Source organism: Streptomyces sp. NPDC049687 (assembly GCF_044465285.1).
Lineage (GTDB): Bacteria > Actinomycetota > Actinomycetes > Streptomycetales > Streptomycetaceae > Streptomyces.
The window spans coordinates 60828-80503 of record NZ_JBITLN010000002.1 but is presented as its reverse complement, the minus strand read 5'-3'; the positions used below and the strand labels follow the sequence as shown (position 1 = coordinate 80503).

Annotated in this window: 14 protein-coding genes; 8 read left to right on the top strand and 6 right to left on the bottom strand. The window is 72.0% G+C overall.

All coding sequences use genetic code 11. The features are described from left to right. Positions 1-144 precede the first annotated feature (144 nt). The 7 genes from pflB to ACIBVL_RS05595 all read left to right on the top strand — a co-directional run bounded on the left by pflB (position 145) and on the right by ACIBVL_RS05595 (position 10959). Positions 145-2403: a formate C-acetyltransferase gene (pflB, locus tag ACIBVL_RS05625; RefSeq protein ID WP_399092307.1), complete on the top strand. Its 2259-nt coding sequence runs from the start codon at positions 145-147 to the stop codon at positions 2401-2403. A 5-nt stretch (positions 2404-2408) separates the two neighbouring features. Then, entirely contained in the window at positions 2409-3137 is a 729-nt protein-coding gene (pflA, locus tag ACIBVL_RS05620) for a pyruvate formate-lyase-activating protein (protein ID WP_399094755.1), read from the top strand. 129 nt (positions 3138-3266) lie between these two features. Further along, entirely contained in the window at positions 3267-4181 is a 915-nt protein-coding gene (locus ACIBVL_RS05615) for a universal stress protein (protein ID WP_399092304.1), read from the top strand. A 248-nt stretch (positions 4182-4429) separates the two neighbouring features. Further along, a complete protein-coding gene (locus ACIBVL_RS05610; protein WP_399092301.1) occupies positions 4430-6814 on the top strand; it encodes a phosphoketolase in 2385 nt (794 codons plus the stop codon). Between the two features lie 187 nt (positions 6815-7001). Continuing rightward, positions 7002-9695: a GNAT family N-acetyltransferase gene (locus ACIBVL_RS05605; RefSeq protein ID WP_399092298.1), complete on the top strand. Its 2694-nt coding sequence runs from the start codon at positions 7002-7004 to the stop codon at positions 9693-9695. Between the two features lie 12 nt (positions 9696-9707). Beyond that, a complete protein-coding gene (locus ACIBVL_RS05600; protein ID WP_399092295.1) occupies positions 9708-10445 on the top strand; it encodes a CBS domain-containing protein in 738 nt (245 codons plus the stop codon). A gap of 16 nt (positions 10446-10461) precedes the next feature. After that, complete coding sequence (locus tag ACIBVL_RS05595) at positions 10462-10959, top strand: flavodoxin domain-containing protein (protein ID WP_399092292.1); 498 nt, start codon at positions 10462-10464, stop codon at positions 10957-10959. Between the two features lie 60 nt (positions 10960-11019). Here ACIBVL_RS05595 and ACIBVL_RS05590 read toward each other — a convergent pair whose 3' ends face one another. Then, positions 11020-11595: a hypothetical protein gene (locus tag ACIBVL_RS05590; protein ID WP_399092289.1), complete on the bottom strand. Its 576-nt coding sequence runs from the start codon at positions 11593-11595 to the stop codon at positions 11020-11022. A gap of 294 nt (positions 11596-11889) precedes the next feature. Here ACIBVL_RS05590 and ACIBVL_RS05585 point away from each other — a divergent pair, with 294 nt between their 5' ends. Next, complete coding sequence (locus ACIBVL_RS05585) at positions 11890-12330, top strand: pyridoxamine 5'-phosphate oxidase family protein (protein WP_399092286.1); 441 nt, start codon at positions 11890-11892, stop codon at positions 12328-12330. Between the two features lie 146 nt (positions 12331-12476). On the opposite strand, the gene ACIBVL_RS05580 is transcribed toward ACIBVL_RS05585, so the two are convergent. The 5 genes from ACIBVL_RS05580 to ACIBVL_RS05560 form a co-directional block, all read right to left on the bottom strand. Beyond that, positions 12477-14048 (bottom strand): oleate hydratase, encoded by a 1572-nt coding sequence (locus tag ACIBVL_RS05580; RefSeq protein WP_399092283.1) that lies wholly within the window; start codon positions 14046-14048, stop codon positions 12477-12479. 165 nt (positions 14049-14213) lie between these two features. Beyond that, complete coding sequence (locus tag ACIBVL_RS05575; protein WP_399092280.1) at positions 14214-14624, bottom strand: hypothetical protein; 411 nt, start codon at positions 14622-14624, stop codon at positions 14214-14216. A gap of 41 nt (positions 14625-14665) precedes the next feature. Further along, the gene (locus tag ACIBVL_RS05570; protein ID WP_399092277.1) at positions 14666-15886 is read right to left on the bottom strand and encodes a globin domain-containing protein; all 1221 of its coding nucleotides are present in this window, start codon (positions 15884-15886) and stop codon (positions 14666-14668) included. A 46-nt stretch (positions 15887-15932) separates the two neighbouring features. Further along, positions 15933-18608 (bottom strand): bifunctional acetaldehyde-CoA/alcohol dehydrogenase, encoded by a 2676-nt coding sequence (adhE, locus tag ACIBVL_RS05565; protein WP_399092274.1) that lies wholly within the window; start codon positions 18606-18608, stop codon positions 15933-15935. A gap of 345 nt (positions 18609-18953) precedes the next feature. Next, a complete protein-coding gene (locus tag ACIBVL_RS05560) occupies positions 18954-19664 on the bottom strand; it encodes a CBS domain-containing protein (RefSeq protein ID WP_399092271.1) in 711 nt (236 codons plus the stop codon). Positions 19665-19676 lie beyond the last annotated feature (12 nt).

The window sequence follows — 19676 nt, the reverse complement described above, 5'->3', positions numbered from 1 at the left end:
AGCGGTGCGAGGGCGACTGGGCCGTCCGGCCCTGGGGAGCTCGGGGCCGGACGGCCCAGCCCCAGGCGCTGTCCGGCACTCCCCCCGTCGATCACGAACGACCAGGATCGAAGTGCAGGCAAGGAACCGAGGAGAGGAACGGCGATGACCGCAACCGTGACAGCCGCTGACCGGGTCACACCGGCCTGGCGAGGCTTCGCCGGGACGCACTGGCGCGAGCTGATCGACGTGCGCGACTTCATCCAGGCCAACTACACCCCGTACGACGGTGACGCCTCCTTCCTGGCCGGTGCCACGGAGCGCACCGCGGCCGTCTGGCGGAAGGTCAGCTCGCTGTTCCCGGAGGAGCGGGCCCGGGGCATCCTCGACGTCGACACCGCTACGCCCTCCACGATCACCTCGCACGCCCCCGGCTGGATCGACCGCGACCGCGAACTGATCGTCGGCCTGCAGACCGACGCCCCGCTCAAGCGCGCGATCATGCCCAACGGCGGCCTGCGCATGGTGGAGAACAGTCTGAAGGCGTACGGCTACGAGCCCGACCCCTTCGTGACCGAGGTCTTCGGGACCTACCGCAAGACCCACAACGACGGTGTCTTCGACGCCTACACGCCCGAGATGCGGACCGCCCGCAGGGTCGGGATCATCACCGGGCTGCCCGACGCCTACGGCCGCGGCCGGATCATCGGCGACTACCGCCGCGTGGCGTTGTACGGCACCGACCGGCTGATCGAGGCCAAGCGCGCGGAGAAGGCCCTGCTGGACGGCCGGGCGTCCAGCGAGCACGTCATCCGCGACCGCGAGGAACTCGCCGAGCAGATCAGGGCACTCGGCGAGCTGACCCGCATGGCGGCCGCCTACGGCTGTGACGTCTCCCGCCCGGCGGTCAGCGCGCAGGAGGCCGTGCAGTGGCTCTACCTCGGCTATCTCGCCGCGGTGAAGGAGCAGAACGGCGCCGCCATGTCGCTGGGCCGTACCTCGACCTTCCTCGACGTCTACCTCCAGCGGGACCTGGACGAGGGGGCCATCGACGAGACCCGCGCCCAGGAACTGATCGACGACTTCGTGATCAAGCTGCGGATCGTACGGTTCCTGCGCACCCCCGAGTACGACGCCCTGTTCTCCGGCGACCCCACCTGGGTGACCGAATCGATCGGCGGCATCGGCGCCGACGGCCGCCCCTTGGTGACCCGCACCTCCTTCCGCTTCCTGCAGACCCTCTACAACCTCGGCCCGGCACCCGAACCCAACCTCACCGTGCTCTGGTCCCCTCGGCTGCCCGCCGGTTTCAAGGAGTTCTGCGCGCGGGTGTCCATCGACACCAGCGCCGTCCAGTACGAGTCCGACGAACTGATGCGCCCGCGCACCGGCGACGACACCGCCATCGCCTGCTGCGTCTCCGCCATGGCGGTGGGCAGGCAGATGCAGTTCTTCGGAGCCCGGGTCAACCTCGCCAAGGCACTGCTGTACGCCGTCAACGGCGGCCGGGACGAGATGACCGGCGAACAGGTCACCCCCGCGACGGCCCCGCTGACGGGTGAGTACCTGGACTACGACGAGCTCTCGGCGGCGTACGACCGTGTCCTGGACTGGCTGGCGGAGACGTACGTCAACACCCTCAACGTCATCCACTACATGCACGACAGGTACGCCTACGAGCGCATCGAGATGGCCCTGCACGACCACCCCGTGCACCGCTTCATGGCCTGCGGCATCGCCGGCCTGTCGGTAGCGGCGGACAGCCTGTCGGCGGTGAAGCACGCCCGGGTCAGGGTCTTCCGTGACGCGACCGGGCTGGCCGTCGACTTCAAGACCGAGGGCGAGTTCCCGGCGTACGGCAACAACGACGACCGCGCGGACGCCCTCGCCGTCGGCCTGGTGGAGTCCTTCATGGCGAAGGTGCGCCGGCATCCCACCTACCGGGACGCCGAGCACACCCAGTCGGTGCTGACCATCACCTCGAACGTGGTCTACGGCAAGCACACGGGCAACACCCCCGACGGGCGCCGGGCCGGACAGCCCTTCGCCCCCGGCGCCAACCCGATGAACGGCCGTGACCGGCGCGGTGTCGCCGCCTCGGCGCTCTCGGTGGCCAAGTTGCCCTACGAGCAGGCCCGCGACGGCATCTCGCTGACCACGACCATCACCCCGGAGGGGCTGGGGCACGTCCCCGAGGAGCGCCCGGGCCACCTGGTCGGCATCCTCGACGCCTACATGGCCGCCGGCGGCTTCCACATGAACGTCAACGTGCTCGACCGCGCCACCCTCGAGGACGCGATGGAGCACCCGGAGCAGTACCCCGATCTGACCATCCGGGTCTCCGGATACGCCGTCAACTTCGTCCGCCTGACCCGCGAGCAGCAGCTCGACGTGATCAGCCGCACGTTCCACGGAACGCTGTGAAGACCATGACGACCGGCCGGATCCACTCCTGGGACCTGTCCACCGGCGTGGACGGTCCCGGGACCCGGTTCGTCCTCTTCGTCAGCGGCTGCCCGTTGCGCTGCCTGTACTGCGCCAACCCCGACACCTGGCACATGCGGGACGGCCGGGAGGCGACGGTGGACGACGTGATGGCGGAGATCGAGAAGTACCGGGCCTTCGTCACCACCGCCGGGGGCGGGGTGACCATCACGGGCGGCGAGCCCCTGCTCCAGTCCGGCTTCACCGCCGCCGTACTGCGCCGTTGCAAGGAGGCCGGACTGCACACCGCGCTCGACACCTCCGGCTTCCTCGGCGCACGCGCCACCGACGAACTCCTCGCCGACACCGACCTGGTCCTGCTCGACATCAAGTCCTTCGACATCGGCACCTACCGCAAACTGACCGGCGGCGAACTCGCCCCCACCCTCAGCTTCGCCACCCGCCTGGACCGGCTCGGCGTACCCGTCTGGATCCGCTACGTCCTCGTTCCCGGCTGGACCGACGACGAGGCCGCCGTGGACGGACTGGGTGCCTTCCTCGCGGAGCTGACAAACGTCGAGCGCGTCGACATCCTGCCGTTCCACAAGCTCGGCGCCCACAAGTACGACGCCCTCGGCATCCCCTTCCCGCTGCGTGACACCCCCGTACCCGACCGGGACCTCGTGCGACGGGTGCGGGAGCAGTTCCGGGGCCACGGGCTGCGAGCGCTGTAGCCGCGTACGGCGTACCGGTCTCCCGGTTCCCGCGCCTTCACCACCGACCAGGCCATCACCGTCGCCGCCGCCCCCTTCGCCGTCCGCGGCCATCAGGGACCGAGCGGCGCATCCCCGAAAGAGGTTCACATGCCCGCCATCACCGTCGGTCTCGACGGCTCCCCCGAGAGCATCGCCGCCGCGGACTGGGCCGCCCGCGAAGCGGCGCAACGCGAGGCGCTCCTGTGCCTCGTGCACGCGCAGGAACCGCTGTACCCCGTGTTCGCGCCGCTCGGCGGCGTTCCGGCGCCGGACACGACGGAGGTGCAGCGCACCTGGGCGGCACACCTGTTGAGCGAGACGGAGACCCGGCTCGCGGAGCGCCACCCCGGCCTGAAGATCACCACTCGGCAGGCCGAGGAACCGGCCGTCGCGGCCCTGCTGACCGCTGCCGGGGACACCGACCTGCTGGTCCTGGGGTCCCGGGGCCTCGGCACGGTCGCCGGATTCCTGGTCGGCTCCGTCGCTCTCGGCGTCGTCGCACGGGCCGAGCTGCCCGTCGTCCTCGTACGCGGCGGTGAGCGCGCCGAGGACGAGCACCTGCCGGACGCCGCGGGCGCCGGATCGACCAGCACTCCCTACCGCGACGTCGTGCTGGGGCTCGACCTGGAGAACCCGGGCGACGCCGTCATCGCGTTCGCGTTCGAGGCCGCCCGGCGGCGCGGGGCCGGCCTGCGGGTGGTCCACGGCTGGAACCCGGCGGCCGTCTACGGCTACGGCGCCGCCCTGGACGCGGGGCTCAACGAGGAGTTGGCGCAGGAGGCACGGAACGGACTGGCCGAGGTCCTGCGGCCCTGGCGGGACAAGTTCCCCGGGGCGGAGGTGCGGGAGCAGTCCGTGATCGGCGGGGCCGGCCGTCATCTCGCGCACGCCTCGCGGGACGCGGCGCTGGTCGTCGTCGGCCGGAAGACGCGCCGTGCGGCGATCGGCGGACACATCGGCCCGGTGACGCACGCGGTCCTGCAGCACGCCTCCGCACCGGTCGCCGTGGTGCCACACGACTGACCGAGCCCTTCACCCCTCGCCGCGCCGCCGGGACAGCAGGACCCCGACCCGTCGGCGGCTCCCTGCCCGATGTCCCCGGGCGAGGCCAACGGCCCCCGCCGGCGGGGCCGTTCGGCCCGGTGGCCGCGGACCTTCGGCATCCGGCGCCGGCCGGCGCACGGCACGAGAGTGAGGGGTGCCAGGCACCGCCCCGACCGCCCTGGGCCGCCCGATGCCCTCCGCGCCGACGACTTCCGGAGTCTCACCCCATGTCCAAGGTCGAACACCAGAACGCGACCGTACTGACCGACGACGAACTGCGCGCCCTGGACGCGCACTGGCGGGCCGCCAACTATCTGGCCGCCGGACAGATCTACCTGATGTCCAACCCGCTGCTGACCGAGCCCCTGAAGCCGGAGCACATCAAGCCGAGGCTGCTCGGCCACTGGGGCACCTCGCCCGGCCTCAACCTCGTGTACACCCACCTCAACCGGGTGATCAAGGCACGGGGACTCGACGCGCTGTGCGTCTGGGGGCCGGGTCACGGAGGACCGTCCATCCTGGCCAACTCCTGGCTGGAGGGCTCGTACACCGAGACCTGTCCCGACGTCACCCGGGACGCGGCCGGCATGGCCCGGCTGTTCAAGCAGTTCTCCTTCCCCGGCGGCGTCCCCAGCCATGTCGCCCCCGAGACGCCCGGCTCCATCCACGAGGGCGGCGAGCTCGGCTACTCCCTCTCGCACGCCTACGGCGCCGCGTTCGACAACCCCGGTCTGCTGGTCGCCTGCGTGATCGGCGACGGCGAGGCGGAGACCGGCCCGCTGGCCGCCTCCTGGCACTCCAACAAGTTCCTCGACCCCGTGCACGACGGCGCCGTCCTGCCCATCCTCCATCTCAACGGCTACAAGATCTCCAACCCGACGGTGCTCTCCCGGCTCCCGGAGAGCGAACTCGACGAACTCCTGCGGGGATACGGCCATGAGCCGATCCATGTGACCGGCGACGATCCCCTCCGGGTGCACCGGGCCATGGCGGCGGCGATGGACGACGCGCTGGACCGCATCGCCGTGATGCAGCAGACCGCCCGCGAGGGCGGCGTCACCGAGCGCGTGCACTGGCCGGTGATCGTACTGCGCACCCCCAAGGGCTGGACCGGCCCCGCCGAAGTGGACGGCGAACCCGTCGAGGGCACCTGGCGCGCCCACCAGGTCCCGCTGGCCGGTGTCCGCGAGAACCCCGACCACCTCCGCCAGCTGGAGGCATGGCTGCGCTCCTACCGGCCCCGGGAGCTCTTCGGCCCCGACGGGCGTCCCCTGGCCGACGTCCTCGCCTGTGTCCCCGACGGCGCCCGGCGGCTCGGCGCCACCCCGCACGCCAACGGTGGCCTCCTGGTGCGCGAGCTGCCCATCGCACCGCTGGAGGAGTTCGCCGTACCCGTCGACAAGCCGGGAGCGACCCTGCACGAGCCCACCCGCGTCCTCGGCGATCTGCTGGCCCGGGTCATGAAGGACACCGGCGGGCGCCGGGACTTCCGCCTCGTCGGCCCCGACGAGACCGCCTCCAACCGCCTCCAGGCCGTCCTCGACGTCAGCGGCAAGGCCTGGCAGGCCACTCATCTGCCGGTCGACGAACACCTCGAGCAGCACGGCCGGGTGCTGGAGATCCTGTCGGAGCACACCTGCCAGGGCTGGCTGGAGGGCTATCTGCTGACGGGCCGGCACGGACTGTTCTCCTGCTACGAGGCGTTCGTGCACATCGTCGACTCGATGGTCAACCAGCACATCAAGTGGCTGAAGACCTCACGGGAGTTGCCGTGGCGGGCGCCGATCGCCTCCCTGAACTACCTGCTCACCTCGCACGTCTGGCGCCAGGACCACAACGGCTTCTCCCACCAGGACCCCGGCTTCGTCGACCACGTCCTCAACAAGAGCCCCGAGGTCGTCCGCGTCTATCTGCCGCCGGACGCCAACACCCTGCTGTCGGTGGCGGACCACGCCCTGCGCAGCCGCGACCACGTCAACGTCGTCGTGGCCGGCAAACAGCCCTGCTTCGACTGGCTGTCCATCGACCAGGCCCGCGTCCACTGCGCCCGCGGCGCCGGGATCTGGGAGTGGGCCGGCACCGAGAACGGCAGCCGCGAACCCGACGTCGTGCTCGCCTGCGCCGGTGACGTGCCCACCCAGGAGGTGCTGGCCGCCGCCCAGCTGCTGCACGGGACCCTCCCGGACCTCGCCGTTCGCGTCGTCAACGTGGTCGACATGACCCGGCTGCTGCCGCGCGAGGAACACCCGCACGGCATGAGCGACTACGAGTACGACGGCCTGTTCACCACCGACAAACCGGTGATCTTCGCCTATCACGGCTACCCGTGGCTCATCCACCGCCTCGCCTACCGCCGCACCGGCCACAAGAACCTGCACGTGCGCGGCTACAAGGAGTCCGGCACCACGACCACGCCGTTCGACATGGTCGTCCGCAACGACCTCGACCGCTACCGCCTGGTCATGGACGTCATCGACCGCGTCCCCGGGCTCGCCGTGCGCGCCGCCGCCGTACGCCAGCGGATGGCCGACGCCCGCACGCGGCACCAGGCCTGGATCCGTGAGTACGGCACCGACCTTCCCGAGGTCGCCGACTGGACGTGGAACGCCTGACCGTCCCCACTCCCAGGGAACGGAGCCCGACGGCAACGAGTGGGGGTGGGCGCCCTACGGCGGAAGCGGGGGCCGACCGGCAGCGCGGGAGGGCCGACCGGCCCCGGGGCGGCCCCCGTACAGCCCATGGGTTCCTCCGCCGCTCCGCCGGACGATCCAAGTAGCGAAAGCATGGAGGAGACCTGCGATGACGGACGACCTGCTCGACCGGCCCACGGTCCACGCCCTGCTCGCGGACGGCACCACCGTGTGCATACGCCCCGCGCTGCCCGGCGACCACGAACAGCTGCAGGGGTTCTACGAGGAGATGTCGCCGGAGAACCTCCGGCTGCGGTTCTTCTCGGCGAGCCGGCGCTCGGCCGCCCTGGCCGCCGACCGGGCCTGCGCCCCCGCCCGTCCGGGCTACCGGGCCCTGCTGGCCGAGGTGGACGGCCGGGCGATCGGTCTCGCCGAGTACGACACCGGCGGAGAGGGGGACGGCGCGGAGATCTCCATCGCCGTCGCCGACGGTCTTCACCACCGGGGCGTCGGCACCCTGCTCGTCGAGCACCTGGTCTCGGCGGCGCGCGCCGAGGGCATCACCACCTTCACGGCCGACGCGCTCAGCGAGAACCACGAGGTGCTCCGCCTCTTCACCGACCTCGGCCTGCGCACCTCCCGCCGCTTCGAGGGGCCCGAGGTCCGCTGCACGATCCACCTGGACCCGGACGACGCCTACCTGTCGGCCGTCGAGGCCCGGGGCCGGGCCGCCGACGTGGCCAGTCTGCTGCCCCTGCTGCGGCCGTCCGCGGTCGCCGTGGTCGGCGCCGGGCGCACGCCCGGATCCGTCGGCCGGGCCGTACTGCACCACCTGCGCACCGGCGGCTTCACCCGGCGCCTCTTCGCCGTCAACCCCAAGGTCACCTCCGTGCTCGGCGTGCCGTCCTACCCGTCGGTCGCCGCCCTGCCCAGGACGCCCGACCTGGTGATCGTGGCCGTACCGGCCGCCGCCGTACCCGCCGTCGCCGAGGAATGCGGCAGGGCGGGGGTGCGCGCCCTCGTCGTCGTCACCGCCGGCCTCGACCACACCCAGGCGCGGACCCTGCTGACCGCGTGCCGCACCTACGGCATGCGCCTCGTCGGCCCCAACTGCCTCGGCGTCTCCCACACCGACCCCGAGCTGAGCCTCGACGCGACCTTCGCCGCCGGACATCCCCGCCCGGGGACGGCCGGAGTCGCCGTGCAGTCCGGCGGGGTCGGCATCGCGCTGCTCGACGGACTGTCCCGGCTGGGCATCGGCGTCTCGTCCTTCGTCTCCCTCGGCGACAAGTACGACGTCAGCGGCAACGACATGCTCCAGTGGTGGGAGAGCGACGGCCGCACCGAGCTCGCCCTGCTGCACCTGGAGTCCTTCGGCAACCCGCGCGCCTTCTCCCGCACCGCCCGGCGCGTGACACGCCGCATCCCGGTGCTGACCGTCGACGCCGGCCGTACCGACGCGGGCCGCAAGGCCGCCGCCTCCCACACCGCGGCCGCCGCCACCCGCACCGTGACCCGCGGCGCGCTGTTCACCCAGGCCGGAATCACCGCGACCCGCTCGGTCGGCGAGCTCCTCGAGACGGCCGCCCTCTTCCACTCCCAGCCGCTGCCGGCAGGCAGCCGCGTCGCGATCGTCACCAACGCGGGCGGGGCCGGGGTGCTCACCGCCGACGCCTGTGCGGAGGCGGGAGTGTCGCTTCCGCCCTTCACCCCGGCGATGACCGACGCACTGCTCGCCGTGCTGCCGGACGGCGCCGCGATCGGCAACCCGATCGACGCCACCGCCGCCGTGTCGGAGGAGCAGCTGACGGAGTGCGTCGACCGGCTGACCCGGTGCGCCGGCGTCGACGCCGTCATCGTGGCCCTCGTGCCCACGGCGGTCGCCGCGGCCACCGGTGACGACCTGGTGCGCGCCCTCACCGGCGCTCCCGCACGGCGGGCGCGGCCCGTGATCGCCGTACGCCTCGAGCAGGACCTGCCCGTCCGGCTGCTGCCCGCCGCCGACGGCGGCACGATCCCCTCGTACGCCGAACCGCAGGCGGCGGCCCGCGCGCTCGCCCACGCCGCCCAGCGTGCCGTCTGGCTCGCCCGGCCCGCCGGTGCCGTCCCCGCTCTCGACGACCTCGAGACCGGGCGGGCCCGCACGGTCGTCGAGGAGTACCTCGCCGCCCACCCCGACGGCGGCTGGCTGGACCCGCGTACCTGCGCCGAGCTGCTGGCCTGCTACACCGTTCCGCAGATCCCCTGGGCCTGGGCCGAGACGGAGGACGAGGCCGTGCGCGCCGCCGACCGGCTGCGCGGCTTCGACGGCCGGGTCGTCATGAAGGCCCACTGGCCCGGGCTGGTGCACAAGTCCCAGCAGCGGGCCGTCCACCTGGACCTGCGCGGCGACTCCCAGGTCCGGGCCGCCTTCCGCGACCTGGAGACCCGCTTCGCCGGACTCATGACCGGAGTGGTCCTGCAACCCCTCGCGGCCCGCGGCACCGAACTCTTCGCGGGTGTCGTCCAGGACGAGGTCTTCGGCCCGCTCGTCCTGTTCGGGCTCGGCGGCACAGCCACCGAGGTGCTGGCGGACCACGCGGCCCGTCTCGCCCCGCTCACCGACCGCGACGTCCACGAACTGATCACCTCGCCGCGGTGCGCCCCGCTGCTGCTGGGCGCGAACGGAAGCACCCCCGTCGACCTCGGGGAACTGGAACAGCTGCTGCAGCGGCTGTCCCGGATGGCGGCGGACCTGCCGCAACTGGCCGAGGCCGACTTCAACCCCGTCCTGGCGACCCCGGGCGGCGTCACCGTGCTCGACGCGCGGATACGCCTGCTGCCGCGCCGCCCCCAGGACCCGTATCTGCGCCGGCTGCGCTGAGGAGGAACCGCTATGAGACACAACAAGGTCGGCTCCGTGATGACCACGGACGTCGTCCGCGCCGCATACGGCACACCGTTCAAGGAGGTCGCCCGACTGCTCGCGACCCACCGGATCAGCGGGCTGCCGGTGGTGGACGAGGACGACAAGGTCATCGGCGTCCTGTCCGAGACGGACCTGATGATGCACCAGGCGACCACTGCCGACCCGTACGAACCGAAGCAGCGCGTGAGGCTCGCCGAACTGACGCCCGGCGCCAAGCGCCGGGCGGCGAAGGGCAAGGCCCGCACCGCCGGCCGGCTCATGACCGCACCGGCCGTCACCGTGCACGCCGACGACACCATCGTCCAGGCCGCCCGCACCATGGCCCGGCGGCACGTGGAACGGCTCCCCGTCCTCGACGAGGAGGACCGGCTCGTCGGGATCGTCACCCGCCGCGACCTCCTGCAGGTCTTTCTGCGGCCCGACAAGGAGATCCGCGACGAGGTGATCGAGGAGGTCCTGGTGCGCGCGCTGTGGCTGCCGCCGCGCAGCGTCGAGGTCTCCGTGACGGAGGGCGTGGTCACCCTCACCGGACACATGGAACGCAAGAGCGACACCGAGCTCGCCATGTCGATGACCCGCCGGGTCGACGGCGTGGTCGACGTCGTCGGCAACCTCACCTACCGGCTGGACGACGCGCGCCTGCGGGCCGAGGGACAGGCCCGGGCGATGCACGGCGTGGCCGACGACTGGCTGCGCCGACTGTGAAAGGAGGCGGACCACCATGACCGGCACCGTGTTGGTCACCTACGGAACGACCAACGGATCCACGGCCGAGATCGCCGAGAGCGTCGCCGGTGTCCTGCGCGAGGGCGGGCTGACCGTCCAGGTACTGCCGGCCCGGTCGGTGACGAGCGTGGCGCCGTACGACGCCGTCGTGGTCGGCGGCGGGCTCTACGCGGGGCGCTGGCACAAGGACGCGCGGCGGTTCGTCCGCCGGCACCGCGTCCTCCTCGCGCAGCGGCCGGTGTGGTTCTTCAGCAGCGGACCGCTCGACCCCTCCGCCTCCGAGCGGGACATCCCGCCCGTGCGCGGAGTGCAGCAGGCCATGACCCGACTGGACGTCCGGGACCACGTCACCTTCGGCGGATGTCTGCGGGACGGCGCGAAGGGGTGGGTGGCCGGGATGATCCTCCGCTCGGGAAAGGGCGGCGACTTCCGGGACTTCGGCGCGATCGAGGCATGGGCGAAGGGCGTCGCCGATGCGCTGGCGCAAGGATAGGAAGGGGCGTGCGGGGCTCCGGGCCGCTCTCCGGCCCGGAGCCCCGCATCCGTCGTGCTGTCAGCTGTTCTGGTGACCCCAGCGGGGCCCCACCAGGTCCCATTCGCTGCCCCACTCGTCGACGCGGCGCCGGTCGAGCCGCCACCGGGCGGCCTTTCCGGCACCGAGCACCAGGCCGGACAGGGCAGTGGCGGCCGCGGCGCCCAGGACGCCCGACTCGACCGCCGCCTCCGTGGACCCCGGCGGCGCGGCGGTGAGGCGGCCCTGACCGTCCTGCCAGACCGTGACCTCGGATCCGGCCTCGAGACCGGAGTCCACCAGGGTCCGGCTCGTGCGGGTCGACCCGTCCGACGCCTCCCAGCGCACCGTCGCCGTCCGGAGATCGGTTCCGCCGGCCGCGGTGGCGGCGAACGGAACGTCGTCCAGGAGCACGGCTCGGACGGGCTCCCGTTCATCCCGCTGACCTGCGAACACCTCGTTCGCGGCATGAGCGGTCACCAGTCCGGCGGCGGCGCCGCCCGCGGTGAGGACCGTCCACACGGCCAGTACGATCCAGGCTTCGATGATGTCGTCGCGTCGGCGCAGCGGGTTGTCGCGCCACCGCCACAACCGTTTCTTCCCGTACGTGCCGGCCATCGGTGGGCACCTCCTTCTCGTCGTCGTGGTGACACCTCCGAAGGTGACAGCCGTGGCCGTGCCGCGGCATGGGCCGATCAGGCGCCGGCACAGGGCCGCTCGGGACCAGGCACAGCCCCGGGATGGGCCGTTCAGCCCAGGACACCGCGGGACCCGCCCGGCGCCCTGCCGACGGGAGGCCGGGCCGTTCTCGGGAAGCCGGGGACCGATGGTCCCTGGCCGTGGGCGTCCTCGCCGCCTGAGGATGGAGCGGTAACGGACAGACCGCTGGTCAGGTGAGAGACGAGAAGGCAGATGGACGCCAACGACGGATTCCGTGAACTCGACCGGCAGGAGTGCCTGCGCCTGCTGGCCGAGGTGCCGGTGGGGCGCATCGTGTACACGCGGTGGGCGCTGCCCGCCGTCCTGCCGGTCAACTTCGTCCTGGACCGCGACGGCGCGGTGCTGGTGCGCACCTCGGCCTCCTCGGACCTGGTGAGCGCGGTCGACGGAGCGGTGGTCGCCTTCGAGGCCGACGAGGTCGACGCCGCCGCCCACTCCGGCTGGAGCGTCGTGGTCACGGGAGCGGCCGCCCTGGTGACGGACCCCGCCGAGCACGCGCGGCTGCTGCGGACCGGGCCGCGTTCCTGGGCGCCGGCACCGCAGGAGGCCTTCCTACGCGTCGCCCCGGACCTGGTCACCGGCCGCGAACTCGTCGGCGGACGCAGCCTGTACGGCCTTCACCTGCCGTCCTGAACCCCCCGGGGAGACCCCGGGCAGAGCGAAGCGGAGCGGCACCGCGGGGGATCGGTGCCGCTCCTGTGTTCACTGTCACGGCGGACCCACCCTTCCCACCAGTGCCGATGGTCCCGGGCGAGGCGGCCGGACGTTCCCCAGGAGGCCTACCGGCGGTGCATGGTCTCCAGGGCGGCGGCCAGTACGTGGGGGTCGTGGTGGCCCTTGTAGACCTCCGGAGGCCGGTTTTCCAGCTTCAGGAGCTGGGCCACCGCCGTCCAGGCGGTGCGTACGGAGTACTCGACGGTGAAGACGACGTCGTCGGGCACTTCGGCGAACTGCCCGACGAAGGCGAGGTTGACCGATCCTTCCGGGACGACCTTGGGCCGGTCGTCGCGGCGGCGCGCCAGGAACTGGCTGGTGATGTACGGCATCACGCAGGGCACGACGGTGGAGGTCTCCAGGATCCGCGCCGCCGTCCGCTCGTCGAACGGCAGGTGGTGCAGGACCTCTTCGAGGATCTCCCGGCCGCTGCACATCGTCATCGGCTTGGGCGTGTGGTTGCCGGCGCGGCCGGGGAAGAGCCCGTAGCCCCACCAGACCGCGACATCCTCGGGCTGACCGCGGTACACGGGCTGACGGTTGGCGACGATGGTGAGCAGCCAGTTGGACTCGGTGAAGGTCATCAGACCGCCCTTGCCGGCCGGACGGCCGCTGAACTCCTCCAGCGCCTCCAGGAACGCGGGGCCCTTCGTGGTGACCGTGAACGACTCCCAGCGGGACTCCTTGACCCGTTTGTCGAAGACGGCCGGGTTGCCGAAGTTCTCACGGCCACGGGCCAGCCGGTGCCACAGCAGCCAGGCGTCCGAGCGGCCGGGGGCCGGCGGCGGCGCGGAGGTGTGCGAGCCGAGGCTGGAGGCGTCGGTCATGGAGCCGTTGGTGACGATGACCAGGTCCTCGGGCGCGACGGCGATCTTCTCGTCGCGGCCGTTCCGGCTCAGGTGGAGGGTCTCCACGGTGCCGCTGCGGATGCCCGGGGCGAACCCGAGGTCGGTGACACGGCAACCGGTGTGGACGGTGACACCGCGCTCGTCGAGCCAGGCCGTCAGGGGCCGCACGATGGAGTCGTACTGGTTGTAGCGCGTCCGGTGGATGCCCGACATGGACGCGAACTCGGGGAACAAGTGGACGAAGCGCCGCAGGTAGCGGCGGAATTCGATGGCGCTGTGCCAGGGCTGGAAGGCGAACGTGGTGCACCACATGAACCAGAAGGGGGTGGTGAAGAAGTGCTCGCCGAAGCAGTCGGTGATCCGCTTGCCGTCCAGATGCCCCTCGGGGGTGGCCAGGCAGCGGACCAACTCCAGCCGGTCGCGTTCGGAGAACCCCATCGACGTGGTCTCGACGATCTTGCCGTCCCCGTCGACGAGCCGGGCGATGTCGTCCCAGGCGAACTCCTCGTGGCCGGTGAGGATCTCCTCGGTCACGGTGACGGCGGGATCGTCCAGGGTGGGGATGCCGGACAGCAGGTCGTACGTGCAGCGGAACTCGGCCTCGAACATCCGCCCGCCGCGCATCGTGTAGCCGGTGTCCGGCGTGCCACCCGCGTCCAGGCTGCCGCCGAGGGTCCGCTGTTCCTCGAAGAGGTGGATGTCGGATCCCTCGAAACCGCCGTCGCGGATCAGGAACGTCGCCGCGGCCAGTGCCGCGATCCCGCTGCCCACCAGATATGCCTTCGCCATCACACAACTCCTCCTGCTCGCCCGTCGATCGGGAACCGCGCGTCCCACGGTTCCCGCCATCGGGCGGTCTCGTCAGTGGGCCGTTGGTCACCGGGTGGGCCCGGACGGCCCCCGAGGCGGGGCCCGGTGGGTGGGGGCGTCACCGGGCCCCGCCGTCCTGCGCCATCAGGCCGTGCGCAAGTCCTCCGGGCTTGCGGTGGGACGCGACTGCCCGCTCCCGCCACGCCACGGAGGAGCCGTCGTCCGGCGCCCGTCGTCCCGGCCCTGGGCGGCCCTGTCGGTCTGGCGGCGCAGCCTGTCCTGGAGCCGGTCGACGACCTCCGTGCCCGTCGCCTCCTCGGCCACCGCGACCACCTGACGACCGCCGATGCGCAGGTCGGCCGTGGCCGACCACGGATGGCCGGCGTGGTGGGCGGCCGCTCGCACGAGGTGCACCTCGCCGGTCACGGCGGGCAGGCCGGGCCGGCTCACAACGGCGTCGATCTTCGCCCGGGCGTATGCCAGGGTCTCCTCGTCCACGGCGCCGTCGCAGCGCAGTCGCACAAGGGGCGTCGGCCGGGTGCTGTCGGTGGTCATGCTGGGTTCCTCCTCCGGAACGGCTGGATGCTGGGTGCGGCTCAGGCCGCGGTCGCGGTGTCGGGCAGCCACAGGTCGGGGCCGAAGACCTCGTAGCGGATGCGGCGTGCGGGAACACCGGAGTTCAGGAGCTGCGCGCGGACGTCCCGCATGAAGGGGAGCGGGCCGCACAGGAACACCGTGGCGTCGTCGGGGAGTCCGGTCGCGCTCAGGTCCATCAGGCCGGTGCGGGCGCCGGGTTCCTCCGGACCCGGGTGCTCGTACCAGAAGACGGCCCGGGCGCCCGGCAGTCGGCCGACGAGCTCGTGGGTCTCGGCGCGCAGGGCGTGGTCGGCGGGGGAGCGGTCGGCGTGCAGGACCAGCACCCGGCGGACCGAACGGAGAGCGGCCAGATGGGCCAGGATGCCGGTCATGGGCGTGCAGCCGATCCCCGCCGACACCAGCACGACGGGGGTGGTGGCATCCACCGGATCGTCGAGGAAGACATCACCGAACGGCGCCGACAGGAGCAGCTCATCCCCTTCACGGACGGTGTCGTGCAGCAGGGTGGAGACCTCGCCGTCCGGCTCGCCGGCGTCCCCCGTCACCCGCTTCACGGTGATCCGCCGCAGCTCTCCGCCGGGGTCCGAGGACAGGCTGTACTGGCGCAGTTGGTGCGCCCCGTCCGCCATGCGCACCCGGACGCTCACGTACTGGCCCGCGCGGGCCCGCGGGGTGCGTCCGCCGTCCGCGGGGCGGAGCAGGAAGGACACGACGTCGGGGGTCTCCGTACGGCGTTCCACGACCGTCCAGGGCCGCCAGATCCCGCCCGGCTGAACCCCCGCGTCCTGGTAGAGCAGGGCCTCCCGGCTGATCAGGGCTCCGGCCATCAGCCAGTAGACCTCGTCCCAGGCGGCCGCCACCTCCGGGGTGACGGCGTCGCCGAGGACCTCGGCGATCGCGCCGAACAGGTACTTGTGCACGATCGTGTACTGGTCGTCGGTGACGCCGACGGCGGCGTGCTTGTGGGCGATCCGGGACAGCAGCGCGTCCGGCCGCGCGCCGGGGTTCTCCAGCAGCGCGCCGGCGAACCCGGCGATCGAGCCGGCCAGAGCGCGGCGCTGGGCCCCGCTGGCCTGGTTGCCGCGGTTGAACATCCCGTCGAGCAGTTCCGGCCGCTCGTGGAACATCGTGGCGTAGAAGCGGGTGGTGATCTCGTCGAGCGCTCCGGCCACGGCGGGCAGCGTGGCCCGTACGAGGGTGGCGGATTCCGCGGACAGCATGGAACCTCCTGGGAGGAATGAGGGTTGAGGGGGAGGGCGGGGTCCGTCAGTTCGCCGGTACGGCGGCGCCCCGGCCGTAGTAGGCGGTCCGCATGAGTTCCCGCATGTCGTCGAGCAGGGGCATCCGCGGGTTGGCGGGCGCGCACTGGTCCTCGAAGGCGTTGAGGGCCTGCTGCGGCAGGGCGTCGAGGAAGGCGCGCTCCTCGACGCCGAGGGCCTGGAACGTGGGTTCGATGCCCACGGCGTCGCGGAGCCGCTCCACCGCCGAGGCGAGCGACTCGACGCCCTCGTCGGGCGTGGCGGCGGGCAGGCCGAGCGTGCGGGCGATGTCCTGGAAGCGTTCGGGGGCGCGGTAGTTCTCGTACTTGGGCCAGCCGGTGAGCTTGGTGGGGACGGTGCCGTTGTAGCGGATGACGTGCGGCAGCAGCACGGCGTTGGTGCGGCCGTGGGCGATGTGGAAGGTGGCGCCGAGGGTGTGGGACATGGCGTGGACGATGCCGAGGAAGGCGTTGCCGAAGGCCATGCCCGCGATGGTGCCGGCGTTGTGCATCTTCTCCTGCGCCCGGGGCCGGGCCGCGCGGTCGTTGACCGCCGCCTCGATGTTGTCGAAGATCAGCCGGATCGCGTGCAGGGCCAGGCCGTCGGTGAAGTCGTTGGCGTAGACGGACACATAGGCCTCGATGGCGTGGGTGAGGGCGTCGAAGCCGCTGTCGGCGGCCAGCGCGCGGGGCAGCGCGGTGGTGAGCAGCGGGTCGACGATGGCCACGCTGGGGGTGAGCGCGTAGTCGGCCAGCGGGTACTTCTTGCCGGTGGCGGGGTCGGAGATGACGGCGAACGGGGTCACCTCGGCGCCCGTGCCCGAGGTCGTGGGGACGCACACGAGACGGGCGAGCTTGCCGAGGACGGGGAAGCGGAAGGCCCGCTTGCGGATGTCGGAGAACTTGTGCCGCATGTCGGCGAAGTCGACGTCCTTGCCCTCGGCCTGCTGCTCGTACAGCAGCCACATCACCTTGGCCGCGTCCATGGGGGAGCCGCCGCCCAGAGCGATGATCGTGTCCGGCCGGAAGTCGCCCATGAGACGGGCGCCGCGCCGGACGGAGTCGATGCTGGGCTCGGGCTCGACGTTGTCGATGACCTGGACGGTGACCGGCTCCCGGCGCCGCCGCAGCACCCGCTCGACCCGGTCGACGAGCCCGAGGCGGGTCATCGTCGCGTCGGTGACGATCGTGACGCGGTGGACGTCCGGCATGGAGGCGAGGTAGCGGATGGCCTGCGGCTCGAAGTAGATCTTCGGCGGGACCTTGAACCACTGTAGGTTGTTGCGGCGCACCGAGACCCGCTTGACGTTGAGCAGCTGCGCTGCGGAGACGTTGTTGGACACCGACGTGCTGCCCCAGGAGCCGCAGCCCAGCGTCAGCGACGGCAGCAGGCTGTTGTAGATGCCGCCGATGGCACCCTGCGAGGACGGGGCGTTGACGATGATGCGTACGGTCTTGATGCGCCGGCCGTACGCCTCCGCGAGCTCCATGTCCTCGGTGTGGATGACGGCGCTGTGGCCCTGTCCGTGGAAGGCGACCATGTCGGCGGCCAGGTCGAAGCCCTCCTCCTCGGAGCCGGCCCGCAGGACGGCGAGGACCGGGCAGAGCTTCTCGCGGGTGAGCGGCTCCTGCGGGCCGACCCGGTCGGCCTCGACCAGGATGAGCGAGGTGTCCTTCGGTACGGAGAACCCGGCCTGCTCGGCGATCCACGCCGGACTCTGCCCCACCGCCGCGGCGTTGACCTTGGGCTCGCAGCCGGCGCCGGCCGCGCCGACGGGGAACAGGAACGTCTCCAGCTTCGCCTTCTCCTCGGCGGTGGCCAGGTGGGCGTGCAGGGTGCGGAATTCGGCGAGGACGGCGTCGTAGATCTCCTCGTCCAGGACGACGGCCTGTTCGGAGGCGCAGATCATGCCGTTGTCGAACGACTTCGACAGCACCAGGTCGTTGACGGCCCGCCGGATGTCGGCGCTGCGGTGGACATAGGCGGGGACGTTGCCGGCGCCCACGCCCAGGGCGGGCTTGCCGGCCGAGTAGGCCGCCTTCACCATGGCGTTGCCGCCGGTGGCGAGGATCAGGGAGACACCCGGGTGGCGCATCAGGGCGCCGGTCGCCTCGACGGAGGGGGTCTCGATCCACTGCACACAGTGCTCCGGCGCACCCGCCGCGACCGCGGCGTCACGCACGATGCGGGCCGCCTGCGCGCTGCAGCGCTGGGCGGAGGGGTGGAAGGCGAACACGACCGGGTTGCGGGTCTTCAGCGCCATCAGCGCCTTGAAGACCGTGGTGGAGGTCGGGTTGGTGACCGGGGTGACCGCGCACACCACGCCGACGGGCTCGGCCACCTCGGTCATGTCGTCGATGTCGTCGTGCGCGATGACGCCGACGGTCTTCATCGGGCCCATGCTGTGGGTGACGTACTCGCAGGCGAACATGTTCTTGGCCGCCTTGTCCTCGAAGACACCGCGCCCGGTCTCCTCCACCGCGAGCAAGGCCAGTTCGGTGTGCTGGTCCAGGGCGGCGACCGAGGCCTTCTTCACGATGTGGTCGACCTGGTCCTGATCGAGCGCCTCGTAGTCGGCGAGCGCCTTGAGCCCGTTCGTCACCAGGCGGTCCACCGCGATGGCGATGTCGGACGGCGCGCCGGCGGGGTCGGTGGTCGCGGTGCGGTCGTCGTGGCGGGTCATGGGGGCGAGCCTCCGTCGTCTGAGAGGGGCGCCGCTCGGGTGGCGGCGCGGGGAGGAAGCGGCACTGCGGGGGACGGGGTCCGGTGCCGCTTCCATCAGCAGCGTCTCCCGTCAGAGCTGGGCCGGCCCAGGTCCCGTTGGTCCCTTCGAAGGGCTGACCGGCCCAGGGGCCGCCGGGCCGGGTGACCCCGGCCTGCTGCGGGTCACACTCAGGGGTGTTTTTCGAAAGCCCGGTAGCACCCACGGGACTTTCGAAGCACCTCTAGGGCGTGTTGTGAAAGTCCCGCCTGCCAGGCACCGCCGGGCCCGCCCTCCGGGCGGACGACGCTACTTTCACAACACGCCCTAGTCGCGCCGGAGACCGGAGACCGGAGACTGCTCGGAAGGGTGGTGGGTGTCGTCGACGCGGAAGGTCAGGCTGTTGACGACGCCGACCACCCCGTCCACCCGATACGTCAGCCGGATCGCGAGCGGGATGTCGCTTCGCCGCTGCACGGCTCCTTCCAGCGTGACCATGCCGTCCTGAACGGCGACGGCCACGCCGTGGGCCGACCGGCCCAGGGCGCGGGGCAGCACGTCGTCGCCGACCTCATGACGGATCTCGTCGTCCGTGCGCAGGAAGACACGCAGCAGATCGCGCCGGGTGGCGATGCCGATCAGCCGGTCCTCCTCGTCCACGACCGGAAGGCGTTCGACGCCGTGACGTTCCATCACGCGTGCGGCGTCCGCGATCCGCTGCTCCGGATGCACGGTGATCGCGGGCGTCGACATCAGCTCCCGCGCCGTGACGGCGCGGGCGACGGCATCGGTGCGACGGGAGGAGCGGCCCGGCGGGCGCATCCCGAACCAACGGGCCCGGCCGCGCGGGGACCGGGCCGCCTGATGGCGGATCAGATCGGTTTCGGAGATCACTCCGACGACCTTGTCGTCGTCGTCGACGACGGGCAGTCCGCTGATCCGATGCCGGTCCAGCAGCCGTACGACGTCCTTGAACGGCGTCTCTCTGTGAGCCTCGACGACCTCACGGGTCATCACCTCACCGACGATGCGGGCCATGCGACCCACCTC

Coding starts and splice junctions, on each gene's coding strand:
- ACIBVL_RS05610 (WP_399092301.1), top strand. CDS start 4,430: ATGTCCAAGGTCGAACACCAGAACGCGACCGTACTGACCGACGACGAA.
- ACIBVL_RS05575 (WP_399092280.1), bottom strand. CDS start 14,624: ATGACCACCGACAGCACCCGGCCGACGCCCCTTGTGCGACTGCGCTGC.
- pflB (WP_399092307.1), top strand. CDS start 145: ATGACCGCAACCGTGACAGCCGCTGACCGGGTCACACCGGCCTGGCGA.
- ACIBVL_RS05580 (WP_399092283.1), bottom strand. CDS start 14,048: ATGGCGAAGGCATATCTGGTGGGCAGCGGGATCGCGGCACTGGCCGCG.
- ACIBVL_RS05570 (WP_399092277.1), bottom strand. CDS start 15,886: ATGCTGTCCGCGGAATCCGCCACCCTCGTACGGGCCACGCTGCCCGCC.
- pflA (WP_399094755.1), top strand. CDS start 2,409: ATGACGACCGGCCGGATCCACTCCTGGGACCTGTCCACCGGCGTGGAC.
- ACIBVL_RS05560 (WP_399092271.1), bottom strand. CDS start 19,664: ATGGCCCGCATCGTCGGTGAGGTGATGACCCGTGAGGTCGTCGAGGCT.
- ACIBVL_RS05590 (WP_399092289.1), bottom strand. CDS start 11,595: ATGGCCGGCACGTACGGGAAGAAACGGTTGTGGCGGTGGCGCGACAAC.
- ACIBVL_RS05600 (WP_399092295.1), top strand. CDS start 9,708: ATGAGACACAACAAGGTCGGCTCCGTGATGACCACGGACGTCGTCCGC.
- ACIBVL_RS05585 (WP_399092286.1), top strand. CDS start 11,890: ATGGACGCCAACGACGGATTCCGTGAACTCGACCGGCAGGAGTGCCTG.
- adhE (WP_399092274.1), bottom strand. CDS start 18,608: ATGACCCGCCACGACGACCGCACCGCGACCACCGACCCCGCCGGCGCG.
- ACIBVL_RS05605 (WP_399092298.1), top strand. CDS start 7,002: ATGACGGACGACCTGCTCGACCGGCCCACGGTCCACGCCCTGCTCGCG.
- ACIBVL_RS05595 (WP_399092292.1), top strand. CDS start 10,462: ATGACCGGCACCGTGTTGGTCACCTACGGAACGACCAACGGATCCACG.
- ACIBVL_RS05615 (WP_399092304.1), top strand. CDS start 3,267: ATGCCCGCCATCACCGTCGGTCTCGACGGCTCCCCCGAGAGCATCGCC.